The 21,473-nt window shown below is 67.0% G+C and carries 19 protein-coding genes; 6 read left to right on the forward strand and 13 right to left on the reverse strand.

All coding sequences use genetic code 11. The annotated features are described in order from the left end of the window. From H4F99_RS05615 to H4F99_RS05645, 7 genes are all read right to left on the reverse strand, one after another. Positions 1-627 carry a sulfotransferase family 2 domain-containing protein gene (locus H4F99_RS05615; protein WP_182668742.1) on the reverse strand — a complete coding sequence of 209 codons (627 nt, stop codon included), beginning with the start codon at positions 625-627 and terminating at the stop codon, positions 1-3. A gap of 7 nt (positions 628-634) precedes the next feature. Further along, positions 635-3,202, reverse strand: a complete 2,568-nt coding sequence (locus tag H4F99_RS05620) for a glycosyltransferase (protein ID WP_182668743.1) — start codon at positions 3,200-3,202, stop codon at positions 635-637. 4 nt (positions 3,203-3,206) lie between these two features. Next, positions 3,207-4,664: a DUF6212 domain-containing protein gene (locus H4F99_RS05625; protein WP_182668744.1), complete on the reverse strand. Its 1,458-nt coding sequence runs from the start codon at positions 4,662-4,664 to the stop codon at positions 3,207-3,209. A gap of 273 nt (positions 4,665-4,937) precedes the next feature. Next, on the reverse strand, positions 4,938-5,294 hold the full coding sequence (locus tag H4F99_RS05630; RefSeq protein ID WP_182668745.1) for a hypothetical protein: 357 nt from the start codon (positions 5,292-5,294) through the stop codon (positions 4,938-4,940). A 236-nt stretch (positions 5,295-5,530) separates the two neighbouring features. Continuing rightward, positions 5,531-6,472: an electron transfer flavoprotein subunit alpha/FixB family protein gene (locus H4F99_RS05635; protein ID WP_182668746.1), complete on the reverse strand. Its 942-nt coding sequence runs from the start codon at positions 6,470-6,472 to the stop codon at positions 5,531-5,533. After that, positions 6,472-7,218 carry an electron transfer flavoprotein subunit beta/FixA family protein gene (locus H4F99_RS05640; protein WP_182668747.1) on the reverse strand — a complete coding sequence of 249 codons (747 nt, stop codon included), beginning with the start codon at positions 7,216-7,218 and terminating at the stop codon, positions 6,472-6,474. The genes H4F99_RS05635 and H4F99_RS05640 overlap by 1 nt, the downstream gene beginning before the upstream one ends. Positions 7,219-7,332: 114 nt before the next feature. Next, positions 7,333-8,184: a D-hexose-6-phosphate mutarotase gene (locus H4F99_RS05645; RefSeq protein WP_182668748.1), complete on the reverse strand. Its 852-nt coding sequence runs from the start codon at positions 8,182-8,184 to the stop codon at positions 7,333-7,335. A 129-nt stretch (positions 8,185-8,313) separates the two neighbouring features. Between H4F99_RS05645 and H4F99_RS05650 the strand changes: the two genes are divergently transcribed. From H4F99_RS05650 to H4F99_RS05665, 4 genes are all read left to right on the forward strand, one after another. Beyond that, a complete protein-coding gene (locus tag H4F99_RS05650; protein WP_182668749.1) occupies positions 8,314-9,726 on the forward strand; it encodes a mannose-1-phosphate guanylyltransferase/mannose-6-phosphate isomerase in 1,413 nt (470 codons plus the stop codon). 83 nt (positions 9,727-9,809) lie between these two features. Next, a complete protein-coding gene (locus H4F99_RS05655; protein ID WP_220481047.1) occupies positions 9,810-10,547 on the forward strand; it encodes a CoA transferase subunit A in 738 nt (245 codons plus the stop codon). 38 nt (positions 10,548-10,585) lie between these two features. Then, the gene (locus tag H4F99_RS05660; protein WP_182668750.1) at positions 10,586-11,212 is read left to right on the forward strand and encodes a CoA transferase subunit B; all 627 of its coding nucleotides are present in this window, start codon (positions 10,586-10,588) and stop codon (positions 11,210-11,212) included. A 137-nt stretch (positions 11,213-11,349) separates the two neighbouring features. Beyond that, entirely contained in the window at positions 11,350-13,662 is a 2,313-nt protein-coding gene (locus H4F99_RS05665) for a reprolysin-like metallopeptidase (protein WP_182668751.1), read from the forward strand. Positions 13,663-13,802: 140 nt separating this feature from the next. Here H4F99_RS05665 and H4F99_RS05670 read toward each other — a convergent pair whose 3' ends face one another. Further along, positions 13,803-15,446: an electron transfer flavoprotein-ubiquinone oxidoreductase gene (locus tag H4F99_RS05670; protein WP_182668752.1), complete on the reverse strand. Its 1,644-nt coding sequence runs from the start codon at positions 15,444-15,446 to the stop codon at positions 13,803-13,805. A 71-nt stretch (positions 15,447-15,517) separates the two neighbouring features. Here H4F99_RS05670 and H4F99_RS05675 point away from each other — a divergent pair, with 71 nt between their 5' ends. Then, on the forward strand, positions 15,518-16,108 hold the full coding sequence (locus H4F99_RS05675) for an alpha-ketoglutarate-dependent dioxygenase AlkB family protein (protein WP_182668753.1): 591 nt from the start codon (positions 15,518-15,520) through the stop codon (positions 16,106-16,108). Between the two features lie 4 nt (positions 16,109-16,112). Here H4F99_RS05675 and H4F99_RS05680 read toward each other — a convergent pair whose 3' ends face one another. From H4F99_RS05680 to H4F99_RS05695, 4 genes are read right to left on the reverse strand one after another with little or no spacing between them, the layout of a single operon-like run. Beyond that, the gene (locus H4F99_RS05680; protein WP_182668754.1) at positions 16,113-16,763 is read right to left on the reverse strand and encodes an ABC-type transport auxiliary lipoprotein family protein; all 651 of its coding nucleotides are present in this window, start codon (positions 16,761-16,763) and stop codon (positions 16,113-16,115) included. Then, the gene (locus H4F99_RS05685) at positions 16,760-17,686 is read right to left on the reverse strand and encodes an MlaD family protein (protein WP_182668755.1); all 927 of its coding nucleotides are present in this window, start codon (positions 17,684-17,686) and stop codon (positions 16,760-16,762) included. Before H4F99_RS05685 ends, H4F99_RS05680 begins: the two co-directional genes overlap by 4 nt. Continuing rightward, positions 17,686-18,510: an ABC transporter ATP-binding protein gene (locus tag H4F99_RS05690; RefSeq protein ID WP_343064146.1), complete on the reverse strand. Its 825-nt coding sequence runs from the start codon at positions 18,508-18,510 to the stop codon at positions 17,686-17,688. Before H4F99_RS05690 ends, H4F99_RS05685 begins: the two co-directional genes overlap by 1 nt. A gap of 1 nt (position 18,511) precedes the next feature. Further along, on the reverse strand, positions 18,512-19,630 hold the full coding sequence (locus H4F99_RS05695; RefSeq protein WP_182668756.1) for an MlaE family ABC transporter permease: 1,119 nt from the start codon (positions 19,628-19,630) through the stop codon (positions 18,512-18,514). Between the two features lie 98 nt (positions 19,631-19,728). Between H4F99_RS05695 and H4F99_RS05700 the strand changes: the two genes are divergently transcribed. After that, complete coding sequence (locus tag H4F99_RS05700; RefSeq protein ID WP_182668757.1) at positions 19,729-21,024, forward strand: threonine/serine exporter family protein; 1,296 nt, start codon at positions 19,729-19,731, stop codon at positions 21,022-21,024. An 83-nt stretch (positions 21,025-21,107) separates the two neighbouring features. Here the strand turns inward: H4F99_RS05700 and H4F99_RS05705 are convergent, their stop codons facing one another. After that, positions 21,108-21,470 (reverse strand): H-NS histone family protein, encoded by a 363-nt coding sequence (locus tag H4F99_RS05705; RefSeq protein ID WP_182668758.1) that lies wholly within the window; start codon positions 21,468-21,470, stop codon positions 21,108-21,110. Between the last annotated feature and the right edge of the window lie 3 nt (positions 21,471-21,473).

Raw genomic sequence — 21,473 nt, forward strand, 5'->3', positions numbered from 1 at the left:
TCAGTCAAGTGTGGGGAGTTCGGTGGAGTAGCCGAAAGTGTCGAAGTCACGTTTGTAGAAATCACAGACGCGCGCGATGTCGCTGGATTCCCACTCGATCCGCATCCCGGCCTCCTTGCCGCTCGCCAGGAGGCGCGGTGCCGGGCCGGTGAACGCCAGGCCGATCGACGCCGCGGCCGCGGAAAGCGCCGCGTCCAGTCCGGACTCGAGCTTGTGGACCTCGACGTTCTTCTCGACGAATTCCCACTGGGGCCGCAGGTGGTTGTCGAACAGCCAGGGCTCCTTGCGGGCCCGGTCGAGCGAGGTTTCCAGCCACGCCGAGAACTCGGGTCCTTCCTTGAAGAATCCGGACTTGTGCATCGACAAGCGCATCCGGTACTCGCTTTCGATCCGCGAAAACGGGTTCCTGACGAGGCAGAAGGCCTCGTGGAAGTAGCCCTTGCCAAACAGCTGGTTGAAGTCCGACATCCGCAGGTGCTGGGGGGTGCACTTCAGCGACGCGGGCACGCCCACGGTCCTGAGGCGCAATGGCGCCACCTGCGACATCCACGCTTCCACGCTCGTCCCGCCCGTCTTGGGCACGTGGATGAAAAGGAGCCGCTTGTCGTTGTGTTCTATGAAGGGCATCTTGGCTTCAGCGCCGGCTCGAGATGATTTGGCTGCAGCGTTGCACCAGGGGCGCAGTCGCAGCGTTCCAGTTGCGCCCGGCGGCCGTGGACGCCGCGCCGCTCGACAGCGACTCGAGCATCGCGCGGTCCAGCGAAAGCTCCCCGAGGATTTCCGCCCCGGCTTCGGCGAACGTGCCCACGGTGGCCCGCGAAGGCAACAGGCGGCCGTTCTCGCCGTCCACCACCAGTTCGTTGATCGCCCCGACATCGGTGACGACCGGCACCACGCCATGGCCCATGGCTTCGATGATGGTCAGGGGCAGCCCTTCCCAGCGCGAGAGCATCAGCAGCACGTCGGCATTGGCGAACTCGCGCTCGAGCTCTTCCTTGTCAAAGATGGCGGGGGAGACGCTGAACCGGGCGGCGCCGGCACTGGCGTTCCCGATCCCGATGTCGTCGAGGAGGGAACTGCCGACCACCCGCCATTCGAGGTCGAGCTTTCGCTTCGCGGCCAGGCGGATGATCGCCTCGAGGCGATCGAGCCCCTTCTGGTAATCGAAGCGACCCAGCAGCAGGACGCGCAGCGGGGCATCGCCATCCGTCCGTGGACGGCGCGGCAGCGCGCCGAAATCGGCCGCGTTGGGCACGGTGACCACCTTGTTCCTGGGCACGCCCATGCCCTTGAGCCAGTCGCCCATCCGCTCCGAGCAGGGCGCCATCAAGTCGTAGGCGTGCTCGTAGGCGAGGGAATGATAGGGGTGGCCCACCAGGCGGCCGGTACTGGACTCGTCGAACACGTGGACCGACGAGACCGTGACGCAACCCTGTCGCTTGAGCTCGCCCGCCAGCCCGTTGAGGTGCGAGGAGTGGAAGTTCAGGAAGACGTCCAGGTCGTGAAGCAACCCGTTGATGTGCGGGTGGGAAGTCTGGGTGGCCGGCAACAGGCGCTGGCCCATGTAGCAGGGCGTCTTGCCGTCGGAGCCCGCGAGCAGCTCCCGGTCGGGGATGATCGAGATCTCGTCGAAGCAGTCGGCGTTGCGGCTGGACACGCGGAAGTCGCCGGTGCCGGCGACCACGAGGCGGGTCGTGTAGCCCTGGGCGCGGAACTCGCGGGCCATGGCGTACGCCACCTGCTCGACGCCGCCGTACGAGGCAACCGGCAGCACGAATCCTGCCGTGGGGGCCCCGGTCCTGCGGACCGGATACAGTGGGCTGGCCTTCAGCAGGCGTCGCGCCAGCTTGTAGCGTTCGGGCAGGTTGGCGATCGTCCGCATGCGCTCGCCTTCGATTGGCGCCACCAGTGGTCCGCCGTTCTCGGCACGCACGTCCTTGAGATAGTCGATGCAAAGCCGGTCGGCGTTGTTGCTGTGCGCCGACTGGAGGCGTACGTTATTGAAGGGCGCGCCTATGCTGAGCCACTCGAGCGTGGTGGAGGTATCGGCGCTGAACTCGCGCTTCGCCCAGTCCAGCTTCTTGTCGGACGCGCAGCTCAGGAACAGCGTGCTGGAGATGAAGAAAAGCGAGGCCCGGCCATTGCTCGACTTCCCGGGCTGGACGCTGATGCGGTCTTCGCTTTCCTCAAGGCAGATGAAAACCCCGTGCTTGTCGTCCAGCCGCCTTTCGGCCGCCCAGAATGCCGACCGCAACAGCCCCTTGTCCTTCAGCACCTGCATCGCCAGGGCAGTGCCGAAGACCAGGAAGGGGGGGAAGTGCGTGGTCTTGCGGGCGCGGTTGTGTTCGATCGCGCTCTCGCAGAAGGGGATTGCTTGCGTACCCTCGGCGATCAGGTCGACGGGATCGGTTGCGGAGAGCATCCGGTTCGACGTGCCCTCGATGAAGCCAAAGCGCGGTGCCTCCTCGGCTTCCAGCGCGAGGATGCTCGCCGGCTTGAACAGGCGTTTCCACTTGCCGCGGATGTACGCCACGATTTCCTCATGGTCGCGGTCCGAGTCGCGCAGCATGCTCTCGGCGCGCTTCCTGTAGAGCAGGCCCAGCTCGTTGTAGCACTCGCCCTTGAAACCGTTGGCGGCGCAGTTGAGCCAGAACTCCCAGCCCTCGTAACCCTTTTTCATGTTCTCGTCGAAGCGGACGCCCGACTCGAGCACGCGGCGCTTGATGAGGCTGCCTGCCTCGCAGATGTTCTGCGAAAGGTTGGTCAGCAGGGAGTACTCGCCGCTGTAATCGAACTTGTGGCGCAAGCCGAACATGTAGATGCCCGGATAGAGCCAGTCGGCGCTGGAGGCTTCCAGCACCCCCCAGGCGCGGCTGACCGCGCGCGGCTGCAGGAGGTTGTCCGCGTCCAGCAGGTAGATGGCCTCCACGTCGGGAAAGTTGGCCAGCACGTAGTCGATGCCGTGGTTGCGCGCCGAACTCAGACCACCATTGGGCTTGCGGATGTAGTGGACACGGGGTTCCGCGAGCGCGAACTCGCCCAGGGTGTGGTCGGTATCTTCGAACGGGCAACCGTCGTTGACTGCCACGATGACGACGCCGGGGTCTTCCAGTGCGGAGTGGATCGCCTCGACGACGAGCCCGGAGTGCTTGAACACCGGCAGCACGATCGCCAGCTTGGTGCGTGAGATGTCCTGGGTCATGGCGTCAGAACACGAGCCAGGTGTCGCCGAAACGGGCCCAGGCGTAAGCCGAGGTGCCGCCATCGGGGATGCGCGTGGCGAGGTAGAGCCTGCCCGCCTTGCCGTTCGATGCCGTGCGCGCCATGCTGGGCTTGTCCGGCGTCGCAAGGCTCCAGCCATCCGTCGAGGCGTCGCCGCAGAGCAGGTCGATGGCCTCCTGGTCATTCTCGGCGATCGCCAGTCGGAACAGCGTGCCTTGGCCTTTCTCGTGGTGGATGGCGACCTGGCTTTCCACCTGGAACTCGCCTTCGGGCAGCACGGTGTCCAGGCGGGCGATGACGGGACCGCCGTCGGCTGGGTGGACCGAGACCAGCGGGCCGGGGAGGCCTTCGACCATCGGCTGGCTGATGCGGGCGTCAGGAACATGCACCTGCTGGACGTCGTCCTTCGACCAGTTGAGCTTGACGCGTCTATCAGGTGCGGGGCTGCGCGTCTCGAACTCGAAGGGAGCCATGTCGAGCGAGTGCGCCACACGGGTGCCCGCGAGTCCGCTCCACAGCTTGATCGCGGGGAACGCGCCCGCTCCGGTGCCCGGCTGCTTGCCCGGCACCTGGATGGATGCGCCCGCGACCGACTGCTTGGACGTCAGGATCGCGATCTTGGCGGGACCTTCCATCTGCAGTTCGATTGCCACCAGGTGGCCGTATGCGATCGGCAGGCTGTCGACGAGGAGGGTCGTCCAGTTGCCCTCGTGCAGCTTGGAGGCGGGGACCGCCCAGTGCGAGAAGCGCTGGCCCGATCGCGCGGACACCAGGGACACGTGCACGGTGGACGCGTCGGCCGCACGGCTTCCACCGTCGAGGACTTCCAGCCAGAGCGAGATCGCCGAGACGCGATTGAGTTCGTAGGGAAGGACGAGCCTGGCGGGCTCGTCGCGCGGGACCAGCACGGGGCGGTTGTCCGCGATCGTCTCGGTGGGCGGAAGCTCGACGAGAACCTTCGGGGTGTTGAGCCCGGATTCGTGCACGAAATGTTCGACACGCTCGAACGCGGCCTGCAGGTTTTCGTGCAGGTGGCGCACCTCGGAAAGCTCGCGGGTGATGGCGAAGTTCCGGCGCGCGAGGCTTTGCAGGCGGGCCGCAGTGCCGGAGGCGACCGCGGCCCTTACGCCCGCGACGAAGGCGCTATCGATCCCGGCCGGGGAGACGGCGAATACCCGCGGCCTGAACGTCGCGCCATCGGCCCCTTCGACCATCGCGGCCAACTCGGGGTATGCCTCGAGGGTCGGCCACCGCTGTTCGTTGTAAACGATCGCGAAAGTCGCGCTGTCGTGCAGGTCACGTGAGCCGAAGCGGTCCGAGTATTCGTGCGACAGCCCGTCCGCCACGTCGTCGGGCAGCGGGCTCTCGAAGCCAATCCAAAGGACGCGGGGGGTAAGGCCTGCAGCGTCGGTCGCTGGTGGCACGATGGCCGGATCGATCATTTCAATGGTTCCCTGTTCCAGTTCTTGAGGTGCCTTCGAAGGTGGGGCGACGGATCGTGTCCGCAGGCGCGTCGATTCGACGCCCGCGGGCCGTTGCGCGCAGGCCATGCCGGGCGCTCGCGTCGCCCCCGGTACCCGTTCCACCCACTTCCGTGTTCGCGAGGGTGCATTGTCCCGGCCACACCCGGTGTTCCGAGTGGAGCAAAGATACATGACACGCATGTACTCGGCGGTACCCGGCCCGACATGCCGGGTCGTGGCCGGCCCGCGCCATCACGGGGCGGCGGGGGAGGCGTCCACGGGCCAGTCGAACTTGAGCACGCCGACCGCCGCGGGGTTCACGGGCGAGTCGCCCGGGTCGGCCTGGTACGACACGTTGATGCGTCCGTATCCACCCTTGCGGAACGCAAGGCGCTCAACGCCGTCTTCCTTTTCGGGAATCGCGATCGTGCTGAAGCCGCTTGCCTCGAGCGCGCTGCCGATCCCCCGCGCCACGGTGCCCGCGTCGCCGTCGAGCAGCTCCAGCGTGCTCACGCGCCGCTGGTCGCCCCCACGCGTGGTGTAGAAGCGGTCGCTGCGCACGTGGAAAGGCAGGTCGAGCACGACGCCGTCCGGCAGGGGGTCGTACATGGGCTTGGGCACTTCGGGAGCCGGCGCGGGGGGGCAATCCACGGACGCCTCCGCGGTCGACTGGGGTGCCGGTTGGGGGCTGTTGCAGGCGGACAGCGCTATCGCAGTCGCAATTACGAAGCTCAGGCGTTTCATCTGGGGTCTTGTCCTGTGGGTGGGGGGCTGTCGGCGAAAAAAAGTCGGGTCAAGCTTTGAGTCCGCGCCTCGCCGGTGGCGAGGGGCGCGCAGATGGCGCCTCAGCCCAGCGCCGCTTCCAGCTCCGGGAGGACCTTGAACAGGTCGCCCACCAGGCCGATGTCCGCGATCTCGAAGATCGGCGCGTCGGCGTCCTTGTTGATCGCCACGATCGTGCCTGCATCCTTGATGCCGGTCAGGTGCTGGATCGCACCGCTGATACCGATGGCGACGTACAGTTCGGGGGCGATGATCTTGCCGGTCTGGCCGACCTGCATCTCGTTGGGGACGTAGCCGGCGTCCACCGCGGCACGCGAGGCGCCGACGCCGGCACCGAGCCTGTCGGCGAAGTCGAAGATGATCTTGAAGTTCTCCGCCGAGCCCACGCCACGGCCGCCCGACACCACGCGCTTCGCGCTCTGCAGGTCGGGGCGGTCGGAGCTGCCGGCCTCCAGGCCGACGAAGCGGGTGTGGGTCGGCAGGGTCACGTCGACCGACGTGGCCTCCACCGGCGCGCTTCCGCCCGACTTCGCCTCCGGCCAGGACGCGGTGCGCACGGTCGCGACGACCGCGTGGTCGGCCGGGGCCTCCACAGTGATGATCGCGTTGCCCGCGTAGATCGGGCGCTTGAACGTATGGCTGCCTTCCACCGCCATCACGTCCGACACCTGGGCCACGCCCAGCAGGGCCGCCACGCAGGGCATCAGGTCCTTGCCGAACGTGGTCGAGGGGCCCAGGACATGGCTGTAGCCGGCGGCGAGGCCGGCGACCTGGGGCGCCAGCACCTGGGCCAGCGCATGGGCGTTGGCTTCGTGCGCGACGGCCAGGACCTTCGACACGCCTTCGATCGAAGCCGCTTCGGCGGAGACGGCGGCCGGGTCGGCGGCGAGGACGACGACATCGATGGCGTCGGGCTCCAGCGCCCGCGCGGCGGAAACGCACTTCGCGGTCGAGGCGTTCAGCTTGCCGTCCAGGTGCTCGGCGACGATCAGTACCTTGCTCATTACAGCAACCCCTTCTGCTTCAGTGCGGCGACCAGCTCGGCCGCGTCCTTGACCATGACGCCCTTGCTGCGCTTGGGCGGCGGCGCGTAGCGGGTGGTCTTGAGCGTGTCGCCGGCGTCGACGCCGAGGTCGGCGAACGCGATCGTGTCGATCGGCTTGCTCTTGGCCTTCATGATGTCGGGCAGCTTGATGAAGCGCGGCTCGTTCAGGCGCAGGTCGGTGGTGACGACGGCCGGCAGTTCGACTTCCAGGGTCTCCAGGCCGGCATCGACCTCGCGGGTCACCGTGGCCTTGCCGTCGGCGACCTCCAGCTTGCTCGCGAAGGTCGCCTGCGGGCGGCCCCACAGCGTGGCCAGCATCTGGCCGGTCTGGTTGGCGTCGTCGTCGATCGCCTGCTTGCCCAGGATCACCAGGTCGGGCTGCTCTTTCTCGACCAGCTTGAGGAAGGCGCGCGCGGCGGTGAGCGACTGGATACCGCCCTCGCTGACCACGTGGATCGCGCGGTTGGCCCCCATGGCCAGCCCATTGCGCAGGTGGGCCTGGGCGTCGGCCGGCGCGATGGTGGCCACGACCACCTCGGTGGCGATGCCCTTGTCGCGCAGGCGCAGGGCTTCTTCCAGCGCGATTTCATCGAAGGGATTGGCGGACAGCTTGACGCCATCGGTGACGACGCCGGAGCCGTCCGGCTTGACCTGGATGCGGACGTTGTAGTCCACCACGCGCTTGTAACCGACGAGGATCTTCATCGAGCGGGGATTCCTCAATAGCCTGGAGGGGAGGGCCGGGGCACGGTGGCCTCGGCGGACTGCCGATTCTAACGCACCCGCGTGGGCATCGCCGGAACTGGGCAGGGCCCCTGGTCAACCGTCTGCGCGTAGCGAAAAGACCTGTTCACCCCGCCAGGATTCACCGGGTGGGAGCTCGACAGGCGAGAGGATCCGCGCGGCTTCGATACAGATGAACCTGCGATGGTCGCCGGTCGCGAGGTCGGGCAATCCGGCAGCCTTCTCCGGCCCGGGATTCCACAGCACCACGTCGCGGAAACCGGTCATGGTGATCGCGAGTCGCTGCTGGCCATCCTCGTAGTGCAGCGGTGCCTCGACATCGGCATAGATACGGTCGATCTCCCGGCTGTCTAGGGTGAGCGTCGGTCCGGGATCCAGGGCGTCCTCGCCGCGGGTACTGTCATGGAAGTGGTGGCCCTCCAGCCCCGACAGGCGTGCCCGGGTGACGTCATCCGTCCGGAGGTAGGTGTGCAGGGCGGCGGCGAAATCGAAGGGGGCCGTCCCCGTGTTGCAGACGTTGAGTGCAACGGACAGCGCCCGGGGCGAGAGAAGGGCTTCCAGCTGGAGGCGGAAGGGATGGGGCCATGCCTGGCGTGTGCTCGCATCATCCTCGAGCATGAAAGTGAGGCGGCCGGGCACATCTTCCGCAACGCGACGCCAGCTCACGCGGCGCGCGAAACCATGGCGTCCCCCGCTGCCGCGCATCGCGAACTGCGGGAAGATGACGGGGATGCCACCGCGCACTGCGGTGCCTTCCGCATGGCGATCAGCGGGGCCCCGGAACAGCCGTTCGCGGCCATCCGCGATCCACGACAGCACTTGCCCCCCGAAGGTCGTCCCGGCGACCGACATGCCATGGGCTTCGGCACGATACTGTCCGAAATTGGCGCGATCGTTCGTTGGACCGGGCGACGGGTCTGTGTCCATGGCGGCGGCGGACTCGGGGCGGGAGGTCATTATGAACGGACCGGCGACGGTGCAAGGAGCCGTGTCCGGCCTGTCTACGCTGCCCGCTCGGTTAATCTCTCATCACTTCGACGTTCCAGGGAGCGGTAGATGCTTCATCCGGTAATCCTGAGCGGTGGCAGCGGCACGCGCCTGTGGCCGTTGTCGCGCCAGAACCAGCCCAAGCAGTTCCTGTCGCTGATCGGCGACCGGTCCCTGTTCCAGGAAACCCTCCTGCGCGCCAGCCGGCTCGACGGCGCGCAGCCGCCGGTGACGGTGTGCAGCGACGATCATCGCTTCATGGTCGGCGAGCAACTCCAGGCGATCGGCCTGGACAGCGGCGGCATCATCCTCGAACCGGTGGCACGCAACACCGCACCGGCCATCGCCCTGGCGGCGATGCACGTGGCGGCCGGCGATCCCGATGCGACCATGCTGGTCATGCCGGCCGACCACCTGATCGAGGACGAGGCCTCGTTCCGCACCGCGGTGGAGACCGCACTGGCCGAGGCCGGCCAAGGCTGGCTGGTGGCGTTCGGCATCACCCCCGACTACGCGGAGACCGGTTACGGCTACATCCTCAGGGGGAACGCCCTTGGCGAGGGCGCCTTCCGCATCGAGCGCTTCGTCGAGAAGCCCGACCTGGCGACCGCCGAGCGCTATGTCGCCGAAGGCACCTATGCCTGGAACTCGGGCATGTTCCTGTTCCGCGCCGCGCGTTACCTGGAGGAGCTGGAGCGGCACGCGCCCGACATGCTGGCGGCGGTGCGCGCGGCGTACGACGCGCGCGAAAGCGACCTCGATTTCACCCGCGTGCCCGAGGCGGCGTTCGCCCGGAGCCCGAACGATTCCATCGACTACGCGGTGATGGAGAAGACCGACCGCGCCGCCGTGGTCCCGGTCAGCTGTGGCTGGAGCGACATCGGGTCCTGGTCCTCGCTTTGGGCGGTGGCCCAGCGCGACGACGACGGCAACCTGCACGAGGGCGACGTGATCTCGGTCGACAGCAGCGGCAGCCTGGTGCGTGCGTCGGAGCGCCGCCTGATCGCCACCATCGGCGTGGACGACCTGGTCATCGTCGATACGCCCGACGCCACACTGGTCGCGCGCAAGGACCGGGTCCAGGACGTCAAGGCCGTCGTCGACCGGCTGAAGCAGGCCGGCCGCCAGGAGCACCTGTTCCATCGCAAGGTCTACCGGCCATGGGGCAGTTACGATTCGATCGGCGTGGGCCCGCGTTTCCAGGTCAAGCGGATCGTGGTCAAGCCCGGCGCGGCCCTGAGCCTGCAGAAGCATGCCCATCGCGCCGAGCACTGGGTGGTGGTGTCGGGCATCGCCGAGGTGACCTGCGACGACCGCGTGTTCGACCTGCGCGAGAACGAGAGCACCTTCATCCCACTGGGCAGCGTGCACCGCCTGCGCAACCGCGGGGACGTGCCGGTGGAACTGATCGAAGTCCAGTCCGGCAGCTACCTGGGGGAGGACGACATCGTCCGCCTGGAGGACGTGTACGGCCGCTCCTGAGCCCTCGCCATTGCCCCAACGTACGGTTCGGTCCGGCCACCCCGGCGCGCTAGACTGGGGGTATCCCGCAATGGAGTGGCCCCATGTCCCAGACTCCCGCTGCGTCGCCGGCCGGCGGCGCGAGCCAGAAACTGTATCCCGATGCCCGGAGCGCACTGGACGGCGTGATCGCCGACGACCAGACGCTGGCGGTCGGCGGCTTTGGCCTGTGCGGCATCCCGGAGGCGCTGATCGGTGCGCTGCGCGATTCGGGCGCGAAGGGACTGACCGCGATTTCCAACAATGCCGGCGTGGACGGTTTCGGCCTGGGGCTGCTGCTGGAGACCCGGCAGATCCGCAAGATGATTTCGTCCTACGTGGGCGAGAACAAGGAGTTCGAGCGCCAGTTCCTGGCCAATGAACTCGAGCTGGAGTTCAATCCGCAGGGCACGCTGGCCGAGCGCCTGCGCGCGGGCGGCGCGGGCATCCCGGCCTTCTTTACCGCCACCGGCTACGGCACGGTCGTGGCGGAGGGCAAGGAGACGCGCGAGTTCGGCGGCAAGCACTACGTGCTGGAGACCGCGCTGACCGCCGACGTCTCGCTGGTCAAGGCCTGGAAGGCCGACAAGGCGGGCAACCTGGTCTTCCGCAAGACGGCGCGCAACTTCAACCCTGCCTGCGCGATGGCCGGCAGGGTCTGCGTCGCCGAGGTCGAGGAGGTGGTGGAAGTGGGCGAGATCGATCCCGACCACGTCCACCTGGCCGGCATCTACGTCGATCGCATCGTCCACAACCCGACCCCCGAGAAGCGCATCGAGCAGCGCACCGTGCGCGCCGCCTGAGCGTCGCGCCCGTCCCCGAACAGACAAGGATCCCGCACATGCCCTGGACCCGCGATCAGATGGCGCAGCGCGCCGCGCAGGAACTCACCGACGGCGCCTACGTCAACCTCGGCATCGGCCTGCCGACGCTGGTGGCCAACCATATTCCCGAAGGGGTCGACGTGTGGCTGCAGAGCGAGAACGGCCTGCTCGGCATCGGCCCGTTCCCGACCGAAGCCGAAGTCGATGCCGACCTGATCAACGCTGGCAAGCAGACGGTCACCGCGCGCGCCGGCGCCAGCTACTTCGGCAGTGACGACAGTTTCGCGATGATCCGCGGCGGCCACATCGACCTGGCCATCCTGGGCGCGATGGAAGTCACCGAGAAGGGCGACCTGGCGAACTGGATGGTGCCCGGCAAGATGGTCAAGGGCATGGGCGGCGCGATGGACCTGGTCGCGGGCGTGAAGCGGGTCGTGGTCCTGATGGAGCACTGCACCCGTGGCGGCGACCCGAAGATACTCCCCGAGTGCACCCTCCCCCTGACAGGGGTGGGCGTCGTTGATCGCATCATCACGGACATGGCCGTGATGGATGTCACGGAAAAGGGTCTGGCGCTCGTCGAACTCGCGCCGGACGTCACCCGCGAGGCGCTGGATGCCGCCACGGGGTGTGTCATTCGCTGAGCGTTCATACCCCCTTCCTCGGGGATCTGCAACCGCAGCCACATCGCGCTAGACTCAACCCGCCTGCAAACATTTTCGCAGGGGGGAGCGGGGCGAGCCATGCCTCCGCAAGTGTTTCTACTGACAGGTCTAGTGTTATGAAAAAGATTTCGTGGCTCTTGATGCCGGCGGTCCTGTGTGCGTGCACGCAGGATGCGACGGTGGAAGTCGGGGGGAAGGCGGCTGTCGAGGAGGTGGCGCTTCTGCGCAGTGATGCGTCGAGTGCGAGACCACTGCCGGCGCGCCGGGACGGGTTAGCGTTCGCGTCCGCGCAGGACCGGGGTTCGCTGGTTGCTTACCCGGTGGGCACGGCGGTCCGTCGTGCGGGTGCCTACACTTGGCATGCGGCAGACGTGAGTGAAGAGCACGCGTTCCGTGCGATCGAGAATGGCGAGATGACGTTCATGTCGCCAGAGGGTGTTCCGATCAGGCTGGCCTATGAGCGCCATGTCGAGCACGACGATGGCAACTGGACCTGGATAGGCAAGGGGGCGGACGGACAGAGTGCCGTGATCACCTTCGGCGATGAGGCGGCCTTCGGCGTGATTCCGCAGGGTGATGGACTCCCGCTCCGGCTGGCGACGTCCGGGGGCAAGGGATGGGTCGTGGAGACGGATCGCGCGCTTCTTGCCGCTGTCGACAACGAAGCCACCAACCCGGAGCGTCCGGATTATCTGGTGCCGCCCAAACTTGCCGCCGCGGGTGGGAAAGAGCGGAGCATGGCGGGTGCCCAGGTACAGGCTGCCACCAACGGTCGTACGGTCATCGATGTCCTGATCGGCTACACCAACGGGTATCGGGCCGCGAAAGGTGGAAAATCCGCCACGCAGACGCGGCTTCAGAACCTCGTTGACATCACCAATGATGCCTATGTGACGAGCGGTATCAATGCAGAGGTGCGCCTCGTGCATTCGATGGAAGTCAATTTCCCGGACAATACCGCGAACGAAGATGCGCTCTCCAAGCTGACGGGATTCAAGGCGCCGTCCACGCAGCTCACGCCAGACGCGGCGTTTACTGCGCTCCGTGCAGCCCGCGAAGAGTACGGCGCGGATCTTGTATCGCTGGTGCGCCGGTTCCAGACGCCTGAAAACGAAGGATGCGGCATTGCGTGGTTGTTGGGTGGCGGCCTGACTCAGATAACGTCCGCGGATGAGTACTTTGGCTATTCCGTGGTGAGCGACGGTCAGGATCCGGGAGAGGACGGCAAGACCTATTATTGCCGGGAGGAAACCTTCGCGCATGAGCTGGGACACAACCTGGGCTCGACGCACGACGCGGACACCGCTGACAACGAGCCGGGCGCGTTCAGCTACTCATTCGGCTACAAAATCACGTCTGCCTCGTCGAATTTCTACACCATCATGGCCTATGGCGATGATGGCCAGACACCGTACCGAGTGTTCTCCAGCCCGAGCCTGACGGCATGTGGAGGCAAGGCATGTGGTACCGCTACGGCGGACAACGTGCGTAGCCACAACCAGACAGTCGGGATCATTGCGGGATTCCGCCAGACGCAAGTCGAGCCTGAGCCTCAGCTGGCTGTTCCTTATGACTTCAATGGCGATGGAGTATCCGACATCCTGTGGCGAAATTCTGCCAATGGCAGTGGCACGATCTGGCTTGCAGGCAATTCTGCGCAGCGTCGAGCCTTCTCGACCATTGCAGACAAGGCATGGGAAGTCGTTGCAGAAGGTGACTTCAACGGTGACGGATTCGCGGACGTTGCCTGGCGGCATCGGACTGATGGGCGGAACACGGTTTGGCTCTCGGGTCAGCTGTCCACCCAGATGGCGATGACCCGTATCAAAGATGCCGGTTGGAAGGTGGTGGGTGCCGGAGACTTCGACGGAGACGGCAAGTCGGATCTGTTCTGGCGACACGCGACCACCGGCCGGAACACGATCTGGCTCTCGGCGAGTTATTCCACGCAGCGTTCGGTCAATACGATCTCCGATACACGGTGGCAGGTCCAAGGCGTGGCCGACTTCGATGGAGACGGTATAGACGATGTACTGTGGCGACACGCTGCGACGGGTGCGGGATCCATCTGGCGTTCCGGTAGTTATGGCAGCCGCATGTCGATTACGCGCGTGTCCAACCTCAACTGGCAGATCGTAGGGGTCGGTGATTTCGATGCCGATGGCCGGTCCGATATCCTGTGGCGTGACATGAAGTCGGGTGCCAATACCCTTTGGAAGGGAGGCAACTACTCGAACAACCAGTCGCTCGGCAGGGTTTCCTCAATGGCCTGGAAAGTGGTGGCTGTAGCGGACTACGATGCAGACGGACGCTCAGACATCCTGTGGCGCAATTCTTCGGATGGACGCAATACGATATGGAGGGCCGCAAGCATCTCCAACCAAGCGCCTGTTGCGAGAGTGTCTAACCAAGCCTGGCAGATTCACTAGATCGAGGAACATACGCTGAAGCGCCGCGCGCGAATGCAGCCAGCGATAGGTGTTCGCAATTTTATGAGAGGCCCGCTTTCAGCGGGCCTCTTCTTCTTTTTTGGAAGAGGGCAGGGCGCCGTCGAAACGGCCCCATGTGCTCAAAGATTCTGGTAATTCGGCCCCGCACCACCCTCCGGTGTCACCCAGTCGATGATCTGGTAGGGGTCCTTGATGTCGCAGGTCTTGCAGTGCACGCAGTTGGCGGCGTTGATCTGCAGGTGCCGTGCGGGAGTGCCCGTGGGGTCGGGTTGCTCGACGATCTCGTAGACGCCCGCGGGACAGAAGCGGGTACAGGGGTTGCCGTACTCTTCGGTGCAGCGGGTGACGCAGACCGTGGTGTCGGCCACCTTGAGATGCACCGGCTGGTCCTCGTCGTGCTCGGTGGCGGCGTAGTACACGCCGGCCAGGCGGTCGCGAGGTTCCAGTGAGCGCTCGACGTAATCGCGACGGGGTTGCTCGTGCTGGCCAAGCCGGTCCAGCGACGACCAGTCGGCCTTGTTCTTCAGGGTCCACGGCGAGCGGCCGCCGGTCACGGTTTCCCAGGCGGCATTGAGCATGCCGAACCACAGGCCACGCTTGAATCCGGGCTTGATGTTCCGGACCTTGCGCAGCTCGTCCATGACGTCGGAGGCGCGCAGCCGGGCGTCGAAACCTTCGGGCGACAGGCCCGCCGCCACCGCATGTTCGGCGGCCAGCATCCCGCTGCGGATGGCCTGATGGGTGCCCTTCACCTTCGGCACGTTGAGCAGGCCGGCGGTGTCGCCGATCAGCATGGCACCCGGCATCTCCACCCGCGGCAGGGACTGCCAGCCGCCCGTCACGATCGCGCGCGCGCCCGCCGAGAGGATGCTGCCTCCTTCGAGCAGGGGCTTGATCATCGGGTGGTTCTTCCATTGCTGGAACGCTTCCCAGGGCCGGTAGTCGGGGTCCTGGTAATCGAGGCCGCTGACATAGCCCAGGGCGATCCGGCCCTTGTCCAGGTGATAGAGGAAGCTGCCGCCGTAGGTGCGGTTGTCCGCCGGCCAGCCGAAGCTGTGCACGATCTTGCCCGGCGATACCCGCTCTTCCGGGACCTGCCACAGCTCCTTGATGCCGATCGAGTAGCCCTGGGGGTCGCTGTCGGCGTCGAGATGGAAGCGTTTGACCAGGCGCTTGGTGAGGTGGCCGCGGGCGCCTTCCGCCAGCACGGTGAGCTTCGCGCGGATATCGATGCCCGGCGTATAGCCGGGCTTGTGGGAACCGTCCTTCGCGATGCCCATGTCGCCAATGCGCACGCCCTGGACGCTGCCGTCTTCGCCATGGAGGGTTTCAGCGGCGGCAAAACCGGGGTAGATCTCCACGCCCAACGCCTCGGCCTGGGGGGCGAGCCAGGCGCACATGGCACCGAGGCTGACGATCACGTTGCCATGGTTGTGCATGCCGGGGGGCACCGGCAGCTTTCGGCCGCCGTGCTGGCTGAGCAGCCAGAATTCGTCGTCGGTGGCGGGCACGCAGATCGGCGGCGGATTGTCCCGCCAGTTGGGCAGGAGGGCGTCCAGCGGTCCGGTCTCGATCACCGCACCGGACAGGATGTGCGCGCCGATCGTGGACGACTTTTCTATCACGCAGACCGAGAGGTCGGGAGCGAGCTGCTTGAGGCGGATCGCGAAAGCCAGGCCTGACGGCCCTGCGCCGACCGTGACGACGTCGTACTCCATCACGTCGCGCTCGATCTCCGGGGCGTCGTTGGGGGGCTGGCTCATGCGGGAGACTCCACGGGCTGGCTTGGTCAATACTCCCATTGTCGCAAAAACGCATTGGAGCGGCGTGGAACATGACCTGGCAGCCGTTGGACCTGCCTGATGCCGACGTGCGGCTGCATGCCGGCTGGATGGCGCCCGTGGAAGCCGACCGCTTGCTGGACGAGTGCGTGGCCGGCTTGCCGTGGACGGTGCATCGCGTGCGCCTGTTCGGGCGCGAGCAGCCGGCACCGCGGCTGAGCTGCTGGCTGGGCGACCCGGGCGCGGTTTACCGCTACTCCGGCAGTCGCCATGTGCCGCACCCGTGGACGCCGGGGTTGGCCCGTCTGCGCGACCGCTTGCAGGCCCTGCTGGGATGCCCGTTCAACAGCCTGCTGGCGAACCTTTACCGCGACGGCAACGACGCGATGGGCTTGCATTCGGACGACGAGCCGGAACTGGGCCGGGTACCGGTCATTGCCTCGCTCAGCCTGGGCGGGACGCGACGTTTCCGGCTGAAACATCGAGAGACACCGGTTATCCAGTGCACGCTGCAACTGCGGCATGGCGATCTGCTGGTGATGGCGGGCAGCACCCAGCGGAACTATCGCCATGCGCTTCCGCGGACGGCCCGTCCGGTGGCGCCCCGCGTGAACCTGACGTTCCGGCACGTCGCCTGTGCGTAGACCGTCAGCGGCGGCCTGGCAGTGCGTCATGGTGGCGCTGGCCCTCGACCAGTACCCAGCCCGCGATGTCACCGCTGTTGCGGTTGAGTCCGGTTTCGAATGCACTCACCACGTCGTTGACGCCGGGGCTGCCGGCCGCAATCGCCTGGGAGAAGATCCGCGAGGCGACGATCGACTGGGTCCCGACATGGAGCAGCTTGGCACTGATCTCGATGTCGGCATGGGGGAGCGGGTCACCGCCGTAAACCGCCTCGAAGCGCCGCAGGTCGAGGACCAGGCGGTAATCCGCCGCGATGCCGCTGCCCTGGCGGGCGACGGCCTCGATCCGATCCGAGTCCTCCAGGGCCTGCAATACACCGTCGATGACCATGCCGCTGGGCAGCTGCGCCCAGCGCACGCCCTTGTAGACCTGCAGCTCGTTGCCCCGGGGGCGTACCACGATGCGCAGCGTATCGATGGAGCTGGCGACATCCGGGTGGGTGAGCGCGAGCTGCCAGTCCACCTGCGGCCATGCCGGATCGGTTTCGACGTGATGCAGAGGCGCGTAGCGGACGACCGCATCCTCGGGCTTGGGCGGGTTGAGCACGCCGCAGCCCGCCAGCAGGGCGGCGGTGGCGAGGGTCAGCAGCAGACGGGCAGGGGCAGGGCGGCTCATTCGGGTTCGAACTCCTTCGGCGCGTCGCGGCCGAGCAGGTAGCCGGTCGGATTGTTGTCGAGGCGATCGCTGATACGGCGGAGGTCGCGAACCAGCGAGCGCAGCTCGGTCAGGGTCGGTCCCAGTTGCGAGAGGCCATCGTTGGCGAAACTGCCGATCGCGGCGCGGTTCTCGCTGAGGATGCCGTTGGCGTTGCTGGCAGCGGAGTCGAGGTTGGCCAGGGTGCCCTCCAGGCTGTCCACCAGGCCCGGCAGCTTGTCGACCAGTTCGCGGTCGATGTTCTCGATCGCCCCGCGGGTGGTGACCAAGGTCGCCTCCAGCTGTTCGCTGGACTTGCGGGCCTCGACGATCAGCGTGCGGATGTCCTCCCGCTGGTCGGCGATCGATCCGGTGGCGGCCTCGATGTTGGCGAGCGTGTTGGCGACGCGCTCCACGTTTTCCTCGCTGAGCACCTTGTCGAGGCGCGCGACGAGGCGGTTGGCGGTATCGGCGATGTTCTGCAGCGCCGAGGGCTCGGTCTCGATCAACGGCACGTCACGGTTGTCGACGTCGACCAGCAGTCGCGCACCGGGGCTGCCGCCGGTGAGCTGGATGATCGGGCTGCCGGTGATGCCCGTCATGGAGATCTTGGCCCGGGTGTCGGTCTTGACGGGTGCGTCGGCCTGGACGCGCAGGCGCGCGAGCACGCGGCGCGGATCGTCCGGCGCGAGCCGCAGCTCCTCGATCGTACCGACGGCGATGCCGTTGTACTGGACGGTGCTGCCCTCGGTCAGCCCGGTCACGGGCTCGTTGAAGACCACCCCGTAAGCCTGCCAGCTCTTTTCCGAGGAGTACTTCGCCGCCCACAGCGCGAACAGCAGCAGGAACAGCGTCACGATGATCGTGAACGCGCCGATGAGGACGTAATTGGCCTTGGTTTCCATCAGTCGGTGCCTGCCTGTGGTTCACGGGCGTCCCGCGCCGCGCGGGCGCGGGGGCCATGGAAGTATTCCTGCACCCAGGGGTGGTCGAACCGTTCGACCTCCTCCAGTGGCGCGCAGGCCACGACCTTCCGGTCCGCCAACACCGCGATGCGGTCGCAGATAGCGTACAGGGTGTCGAGGTCGTGGGTGATGAGGAATACGGTGAGGCCGAGGGCCTGCTGCAGCGTCCGGATCAGCCGGTCGAAGGCGGCAGCGCCGATCGGGTCGAGGCCAGCGGTCGGTTCGTCCAGGAACAGGATCGGAGGGTCCAGGGCCAGTGCCCGCGCAAGTCCTGCACGCTTGCGCATGCCGCCCGAAAGCTGCGCCGGCAGTTTGTCCAACGCATCCGCAGGCAGTCCGGCCAGCTTCACCTTCAGCAACGCCAGCTCGTACAGCAGCGAGTCGGGAAGGTGTGGATGGTATTCCTTGAGCGGCACCTGCACGTTCTCGCCGACGGTCAGCGACGAGAACAGGGCCCCGTCCTGGAACAGCACGCCGGTGCGGCGCTCGATTTCCCGGCGCATGTCCGGGTCCTCGTTGCGCGCGTCGATGCCCAGCACTTCGATCTCGCCGGCATTGGGGCGCCGCAGGCCGAGCAGGGTCCGCATCAGGACCGACTTGCCGGTGCCCGAGCCGCCGACGACGCCGAGGATCTCGCCCCGGCGCACCGACAGGTCGAGGTCTTCGTGCACCACCTGCTCGCCGAACCGGTTGACCAGACCCTTGACCCGGATGATCGGGTCGGCCTGGTGAAGCCGGGCGCGCGCGTCGTTTTCCACGTCCACGTCAGACCCCCACCTGCATGAACCAGATCGCCATGAACGCGTCGATCACGATGACCATGGAGATCGCCTGCACGACGCTCGAGGTGGTGCGTTCACCCACCGATTGCGCGGTGCCCTCCACCTGCAGGCCTTCGAGGCAGCCGATGAGGGCGATGATGATCGCGAACAGCGGTGCCTTGGCCAGGCCGACGAGGAAATGGCGCAGTTCCATCGTCTCGTGCATGCGGGTGAGGTACTGCTCGGGAGGGATGTCCAGCCCGTAGGCCCCGACCGTCAGACCGCCGAGCAGGCCCGCGACCATCGCCACGAAGGTGAGCAGCGGCAACATCACCACCAGGGCGAGCACCCGCGGGATCACCAGCAGGTCGACCGGGTCCAGGCCGAGCGTGCGGATCGCATCGACTTCCTCGCGGCTGACCATCGCGCCGATCTGCGCGGTGAACGCGCTCGCCGTGCGACCCGCCAGGATGATCGAGGTGAGCAGCACCGCGAACTCGCGCAGGAACGAGATGTTCACGAGTTCGACCACGAAGATCGTCGCGCCGAAGTCGCGCAGGATGTTCGCGCCCAGGAACGCGATCACCGCGCCGACCAGGAAGCACAACAGTGCCACCAGCGGCACCGCATCCAGCCCGACCTGTTCCATGTGGTGCACGGTCGCGGTGGGACGGAAGCGGCGGGGTTCCCGGGCCATGCGCAGCAACTTCACCAGCACCTCGCCGAAGAAGCCCAGCAGCGCCAGGAATTCCAGCCAGTTGCGATGGACCGCACGGCCCAGCCGGGCCAGCGCTTCCCCGACGCCGTAGGCGCGCTTGCGCGAGGGCCGGTCGTCGACCACGTCCTCGATGGCATTGACGAGGTTGCGATGGTCGTCGTGGAACAGGCAGTCGTCGAGGTCGATGTCGCGGCGGCGCGCGAAGCGGATCAGTTGCAGGACCCCGAAGGAGTCGAGCCGCGTGACCGTGCGGGCGTCGAAGGCCGTGGCGTCCTCGGGGGCGCCGCGCAGTGCCTCGCCCAGGGCCTCGGCATGATTCAGCGTCCAGCGTCCGGCGAGCGTGAGCCGGTGGGGCTGGTCGGGGGCGGCCTCGAGCCGCGGCTTGTCCGGAGGGGGCAGGGTCATGGGCGTCGCGGTCGAGGATACAGGCTGGCGGTATCCGTGTTCATCCGGCGCCGGTTCCGGGCTGGGCGGCGGGGGCGGGGCATGCCATCCTTCCTGTCATGTCCAGTCCGAGCCCCGCCGCGGAGTCGCCGCCGCAGACTCCGCCGTCGCGCAGCCGCCCCCTGAGCGACGCCCGGTATTCGGAGCGCATCCGTTTCGTCTGCGAGCTCGCCGAGCGCCTGCATGCCTACGGGACCACCTCGCAGCGCCTCGAGGGCGCGATCACCCTGATCGCGGAGAAGCTGCAGCTCGAGTGCGAGCCCTGGGCCAATCCGACGGGCCTGATCCTGACCTTCAGCGATCCCCTGCGCCCCCCTGGCGAGAGCGACGTGACCCGGGTGATCCGGCTCTCGCCGGGCGATAACGACCTCGCCCGGCTGGTCGAGACCGACCGTGTCGCCGAGGCGGTGCTGGCCGGCGACATGGGCCTGCAGGAGGCCTACGCGGCATTGGAGGCCCTGGATACGCCGCCTGCGTGGCCGTCGCGCGTCCTGCTGGCGTTCGGCTACTGCATGTCGGCGAGCGCGGTCGCGGCGTTGTTGCGGCTGCCCTGGCTGGACATCGGGGTGGCGGCGATCAACGGCTTGATGATCGGCGTGCTGGTGCAGATGGCCGATCTGCGCCCCCGGCTGAAGGAGGGCATGGAGACGATCGCGGCATTGATCGCCACCGCGACCACGCTCCTGATCGCCAGTCACGTCGCGCCGCTCAACCAGAACACCGTGATCATCGCGTCGCTGATCGTGCTGTTGCCCGGGCTGGCGCTGACCAATGCGGTCAGCGAGTTGACCAGCCAGCACCTGATCTCGGGCTCCGCGCGCTTCGCCGGCGCGGTCACGACCGTGCTCAAGCTCGGCATTGGCACCGCCCTGGCGATGTACATGGTGAGCCTGGCCGGGCTCGATCCGCAGGTTCGCGGGTGGCGGCCACAGCCTGCATGGGTGGAAGGTGCCGCGGTGGTCGTGGCGGCCTGCGCCTTCGCGATCCTGTTCCGCGGACAACGCCGGGATTATCCCGTAGTGATGCTGGCGGCCGCGAGCGGTTACCTGATCTCGCGCCACGTGGGTCTGGCCCTGGGCAGCCCGGTGGGCATTTTCCTGGCCGCGCTGGTGATTACTGTCGCCGGCAACGCCTATGCGCAGATCACCAAGCGCCCCGGGGCCGTGATCCGGGTGCCCGGCATCATCATGCTGGTGCCCGGCAGCGCCAGCTTGCGCGGACTGCTGACGCTCATCCAGCAACAGGACGTGGGCGCCGGGAACCAGGCATTGCTGGCGGTGTTCAATATCCTGCTGTCGCTGATCGCAGGCCTGATGATCGGCAACCTGCTGTTGCCATCGCGCCGGAACCTGTAGCGCCAGGACCGTTTCCCACGGACGGCAGGTGCCGGAATGCCGACGCCGGCCCAGGGAGCCGGCGTCCAGGCAGTACGACCGGCTTACTTGACGATCAGGAAATCGTCCGCGTTGCGGCCTTCGGCGGTGTACGCCGCCAGCCAACGCGGCTGCTTGCCGCGCCCGGTCCAGGTGTTGGCGCTGTTGGCGGGATCGCGGTACTTCGGCGCCACCTTGCCGGTCTTGCGGCCCTTGCGGGGGCTCGCGGCGCGCGGCGCGGCGCCCGTCGCCCGCTTCGAACCGAACAGCTCTTCCACCGTGTAGCCCTCGGCCTTGGCCAGTGCCGTGACCTTGCGGCGCACCGATGCGATCGGCTTGCGCTTGGCGAGGGTGGTCTTGCGCTTCTTGGCCTGGGTGATCAGGGCGTTGAGTTCTTTCTGCGACAGGGCGTTCAGATCGATGGTCATGGG

The organism is Marilutibacter penaei, assembly GCF_014145395.1.
Taxonomy (GTDB): domain Bacteria; phylum Pseudomonadota; class Gammaproteobacteria; order Xanthomonadales; family Xanthomonadaceae; genus Marilutibacter; species Marilutibacter penaei.

Bases quoted from the DNA above. Each gene is read 5' to 3' on its own strand.
- H4F99_RS05625 (WP_182668744.1), bottom strand. From the start codon at position 4,664: ATGATCGATCCGGCCATCGTGCCACCAGCGACCGACGCTGCAGGCCTT.
- H4F99_RS05620 (WP_182668743.1), bottom strand. From the start codon at position 3,202: ATGACCCAGGACATCTCACGCACCAAGCTGGCGATCGTGCTGCCGGTG.
- H4F99_RS05630 (WP_182668745.1), bottom strand. From the start codon at position 5,294: ATGTACGACCCCCTGCCGGACGGCGTCGTGCTCGACCTGCCTTTCCAC.
- H4F99_RS05695 (WP_182668756.1), bottom strand. From the start codon at position 19,630: ATGACCCTGCCCCCTCCGGACAAGCCGCGGCTCGAGGCCGCCCCCGAC.
- H4F99_RS05655 (WP_220481047.1), top strand. From the start codon at position 9,810: ATGTCCCAGACTCCCGCTGCGTCGCCGGCCGGCGGCGCGAGCCAGAAA.
- H4F99_RS05640 (WP_182668747.1), bottom strand. From the start codon at position 7,218: ATGAAGATCCTCGTCGGTTACAAGCGCGTGGTGGACTACAACGTCCGC.
- H4F99_RS05665 (WP_182668751.1), top strand. From the start codon at position 11,350: ATGAAAAAGATTTCGTGGCTCTTGATGCCGGCGGTCCTGTGTGCGTGC.
- H4F99_RS05685 (WP_182668755.1), bottom strand. From the start codon at position 17,686: ATGGAAACCAAGGCCAATTACGTCCTCATCGGCGCGTTCACGATCATC.
- H4F99_RS05615 (WP_182668742.1), bottom strand. From the start codon at position 627: ATGCCCTTCATAGAACACAACGACAAGCGGCTCCTTTTCATCCACGTG.
- H4F99_RS05680 (WP_182668754.1), bottom strand. From the start codon at position 16,763: ATGAGCCGCCCTGCCCCTGCCCGTCTGCTGCTGACCCTCGCCACCGCC.
- H4F99_RS05670 (WP_182668752.1), bottom strand. From the start codon at position 15,446: ATGAGCCAGCCCCCCAACGACGCCCCGGAGATCGAGCGCGACGTGATG.
- H4F99_RS05645 (WP_182668748.1), bottom strand. From the start codon at position 8,184: ATGGACACAGACCCGTCGCCCGGTCCAACGAACGATCGCGCCAATTTC.
- H4F99_RS05705 (WP_182668758.1), bottom strand. From the start codon at position 21,470: ATGACCATCGATCTGAACGCCCTGTCGCAGAAAGAACTCAACGCCCTG.
- H4F99_RS05635 (WP_182668746.1), bottom strand. From the start codon at position 6,472: ATGAGCAAGGTACTGATCGTCGCCGAGCACCTGGACGGCAAGCTGAAC.
- H4F99_RS05650 (WP_182668749.1), top strand. From the start codon at position 8,314: ATGCTTCATCCGGTAATCCTGAGCGGTGGCAGCGGCACGCGCCTGTGG.
- H4F99_RS05675 (WP_182668753.1), top strand. From the start codon at position 15,518: ATGACCTGGCAGCCGTTGGACCTGCCTGATGCCGACGTGCGGCTGCAT.
- H4F99_RS05660 (WP_182668750.1), top strand. From the start codon at position 10,586: ATGCCCTGGACCCGCGATCAGATGGCGCAGCGCGCCGCGCAGGAACTC.
- H4F99_RS05700 (WP_182668757.1), top strand. From the start codon at position 19,729: ATGTCCAGTCCGAGCCCCGCCGCGGAGTCGCCGCCGCAGACTCCGCCG.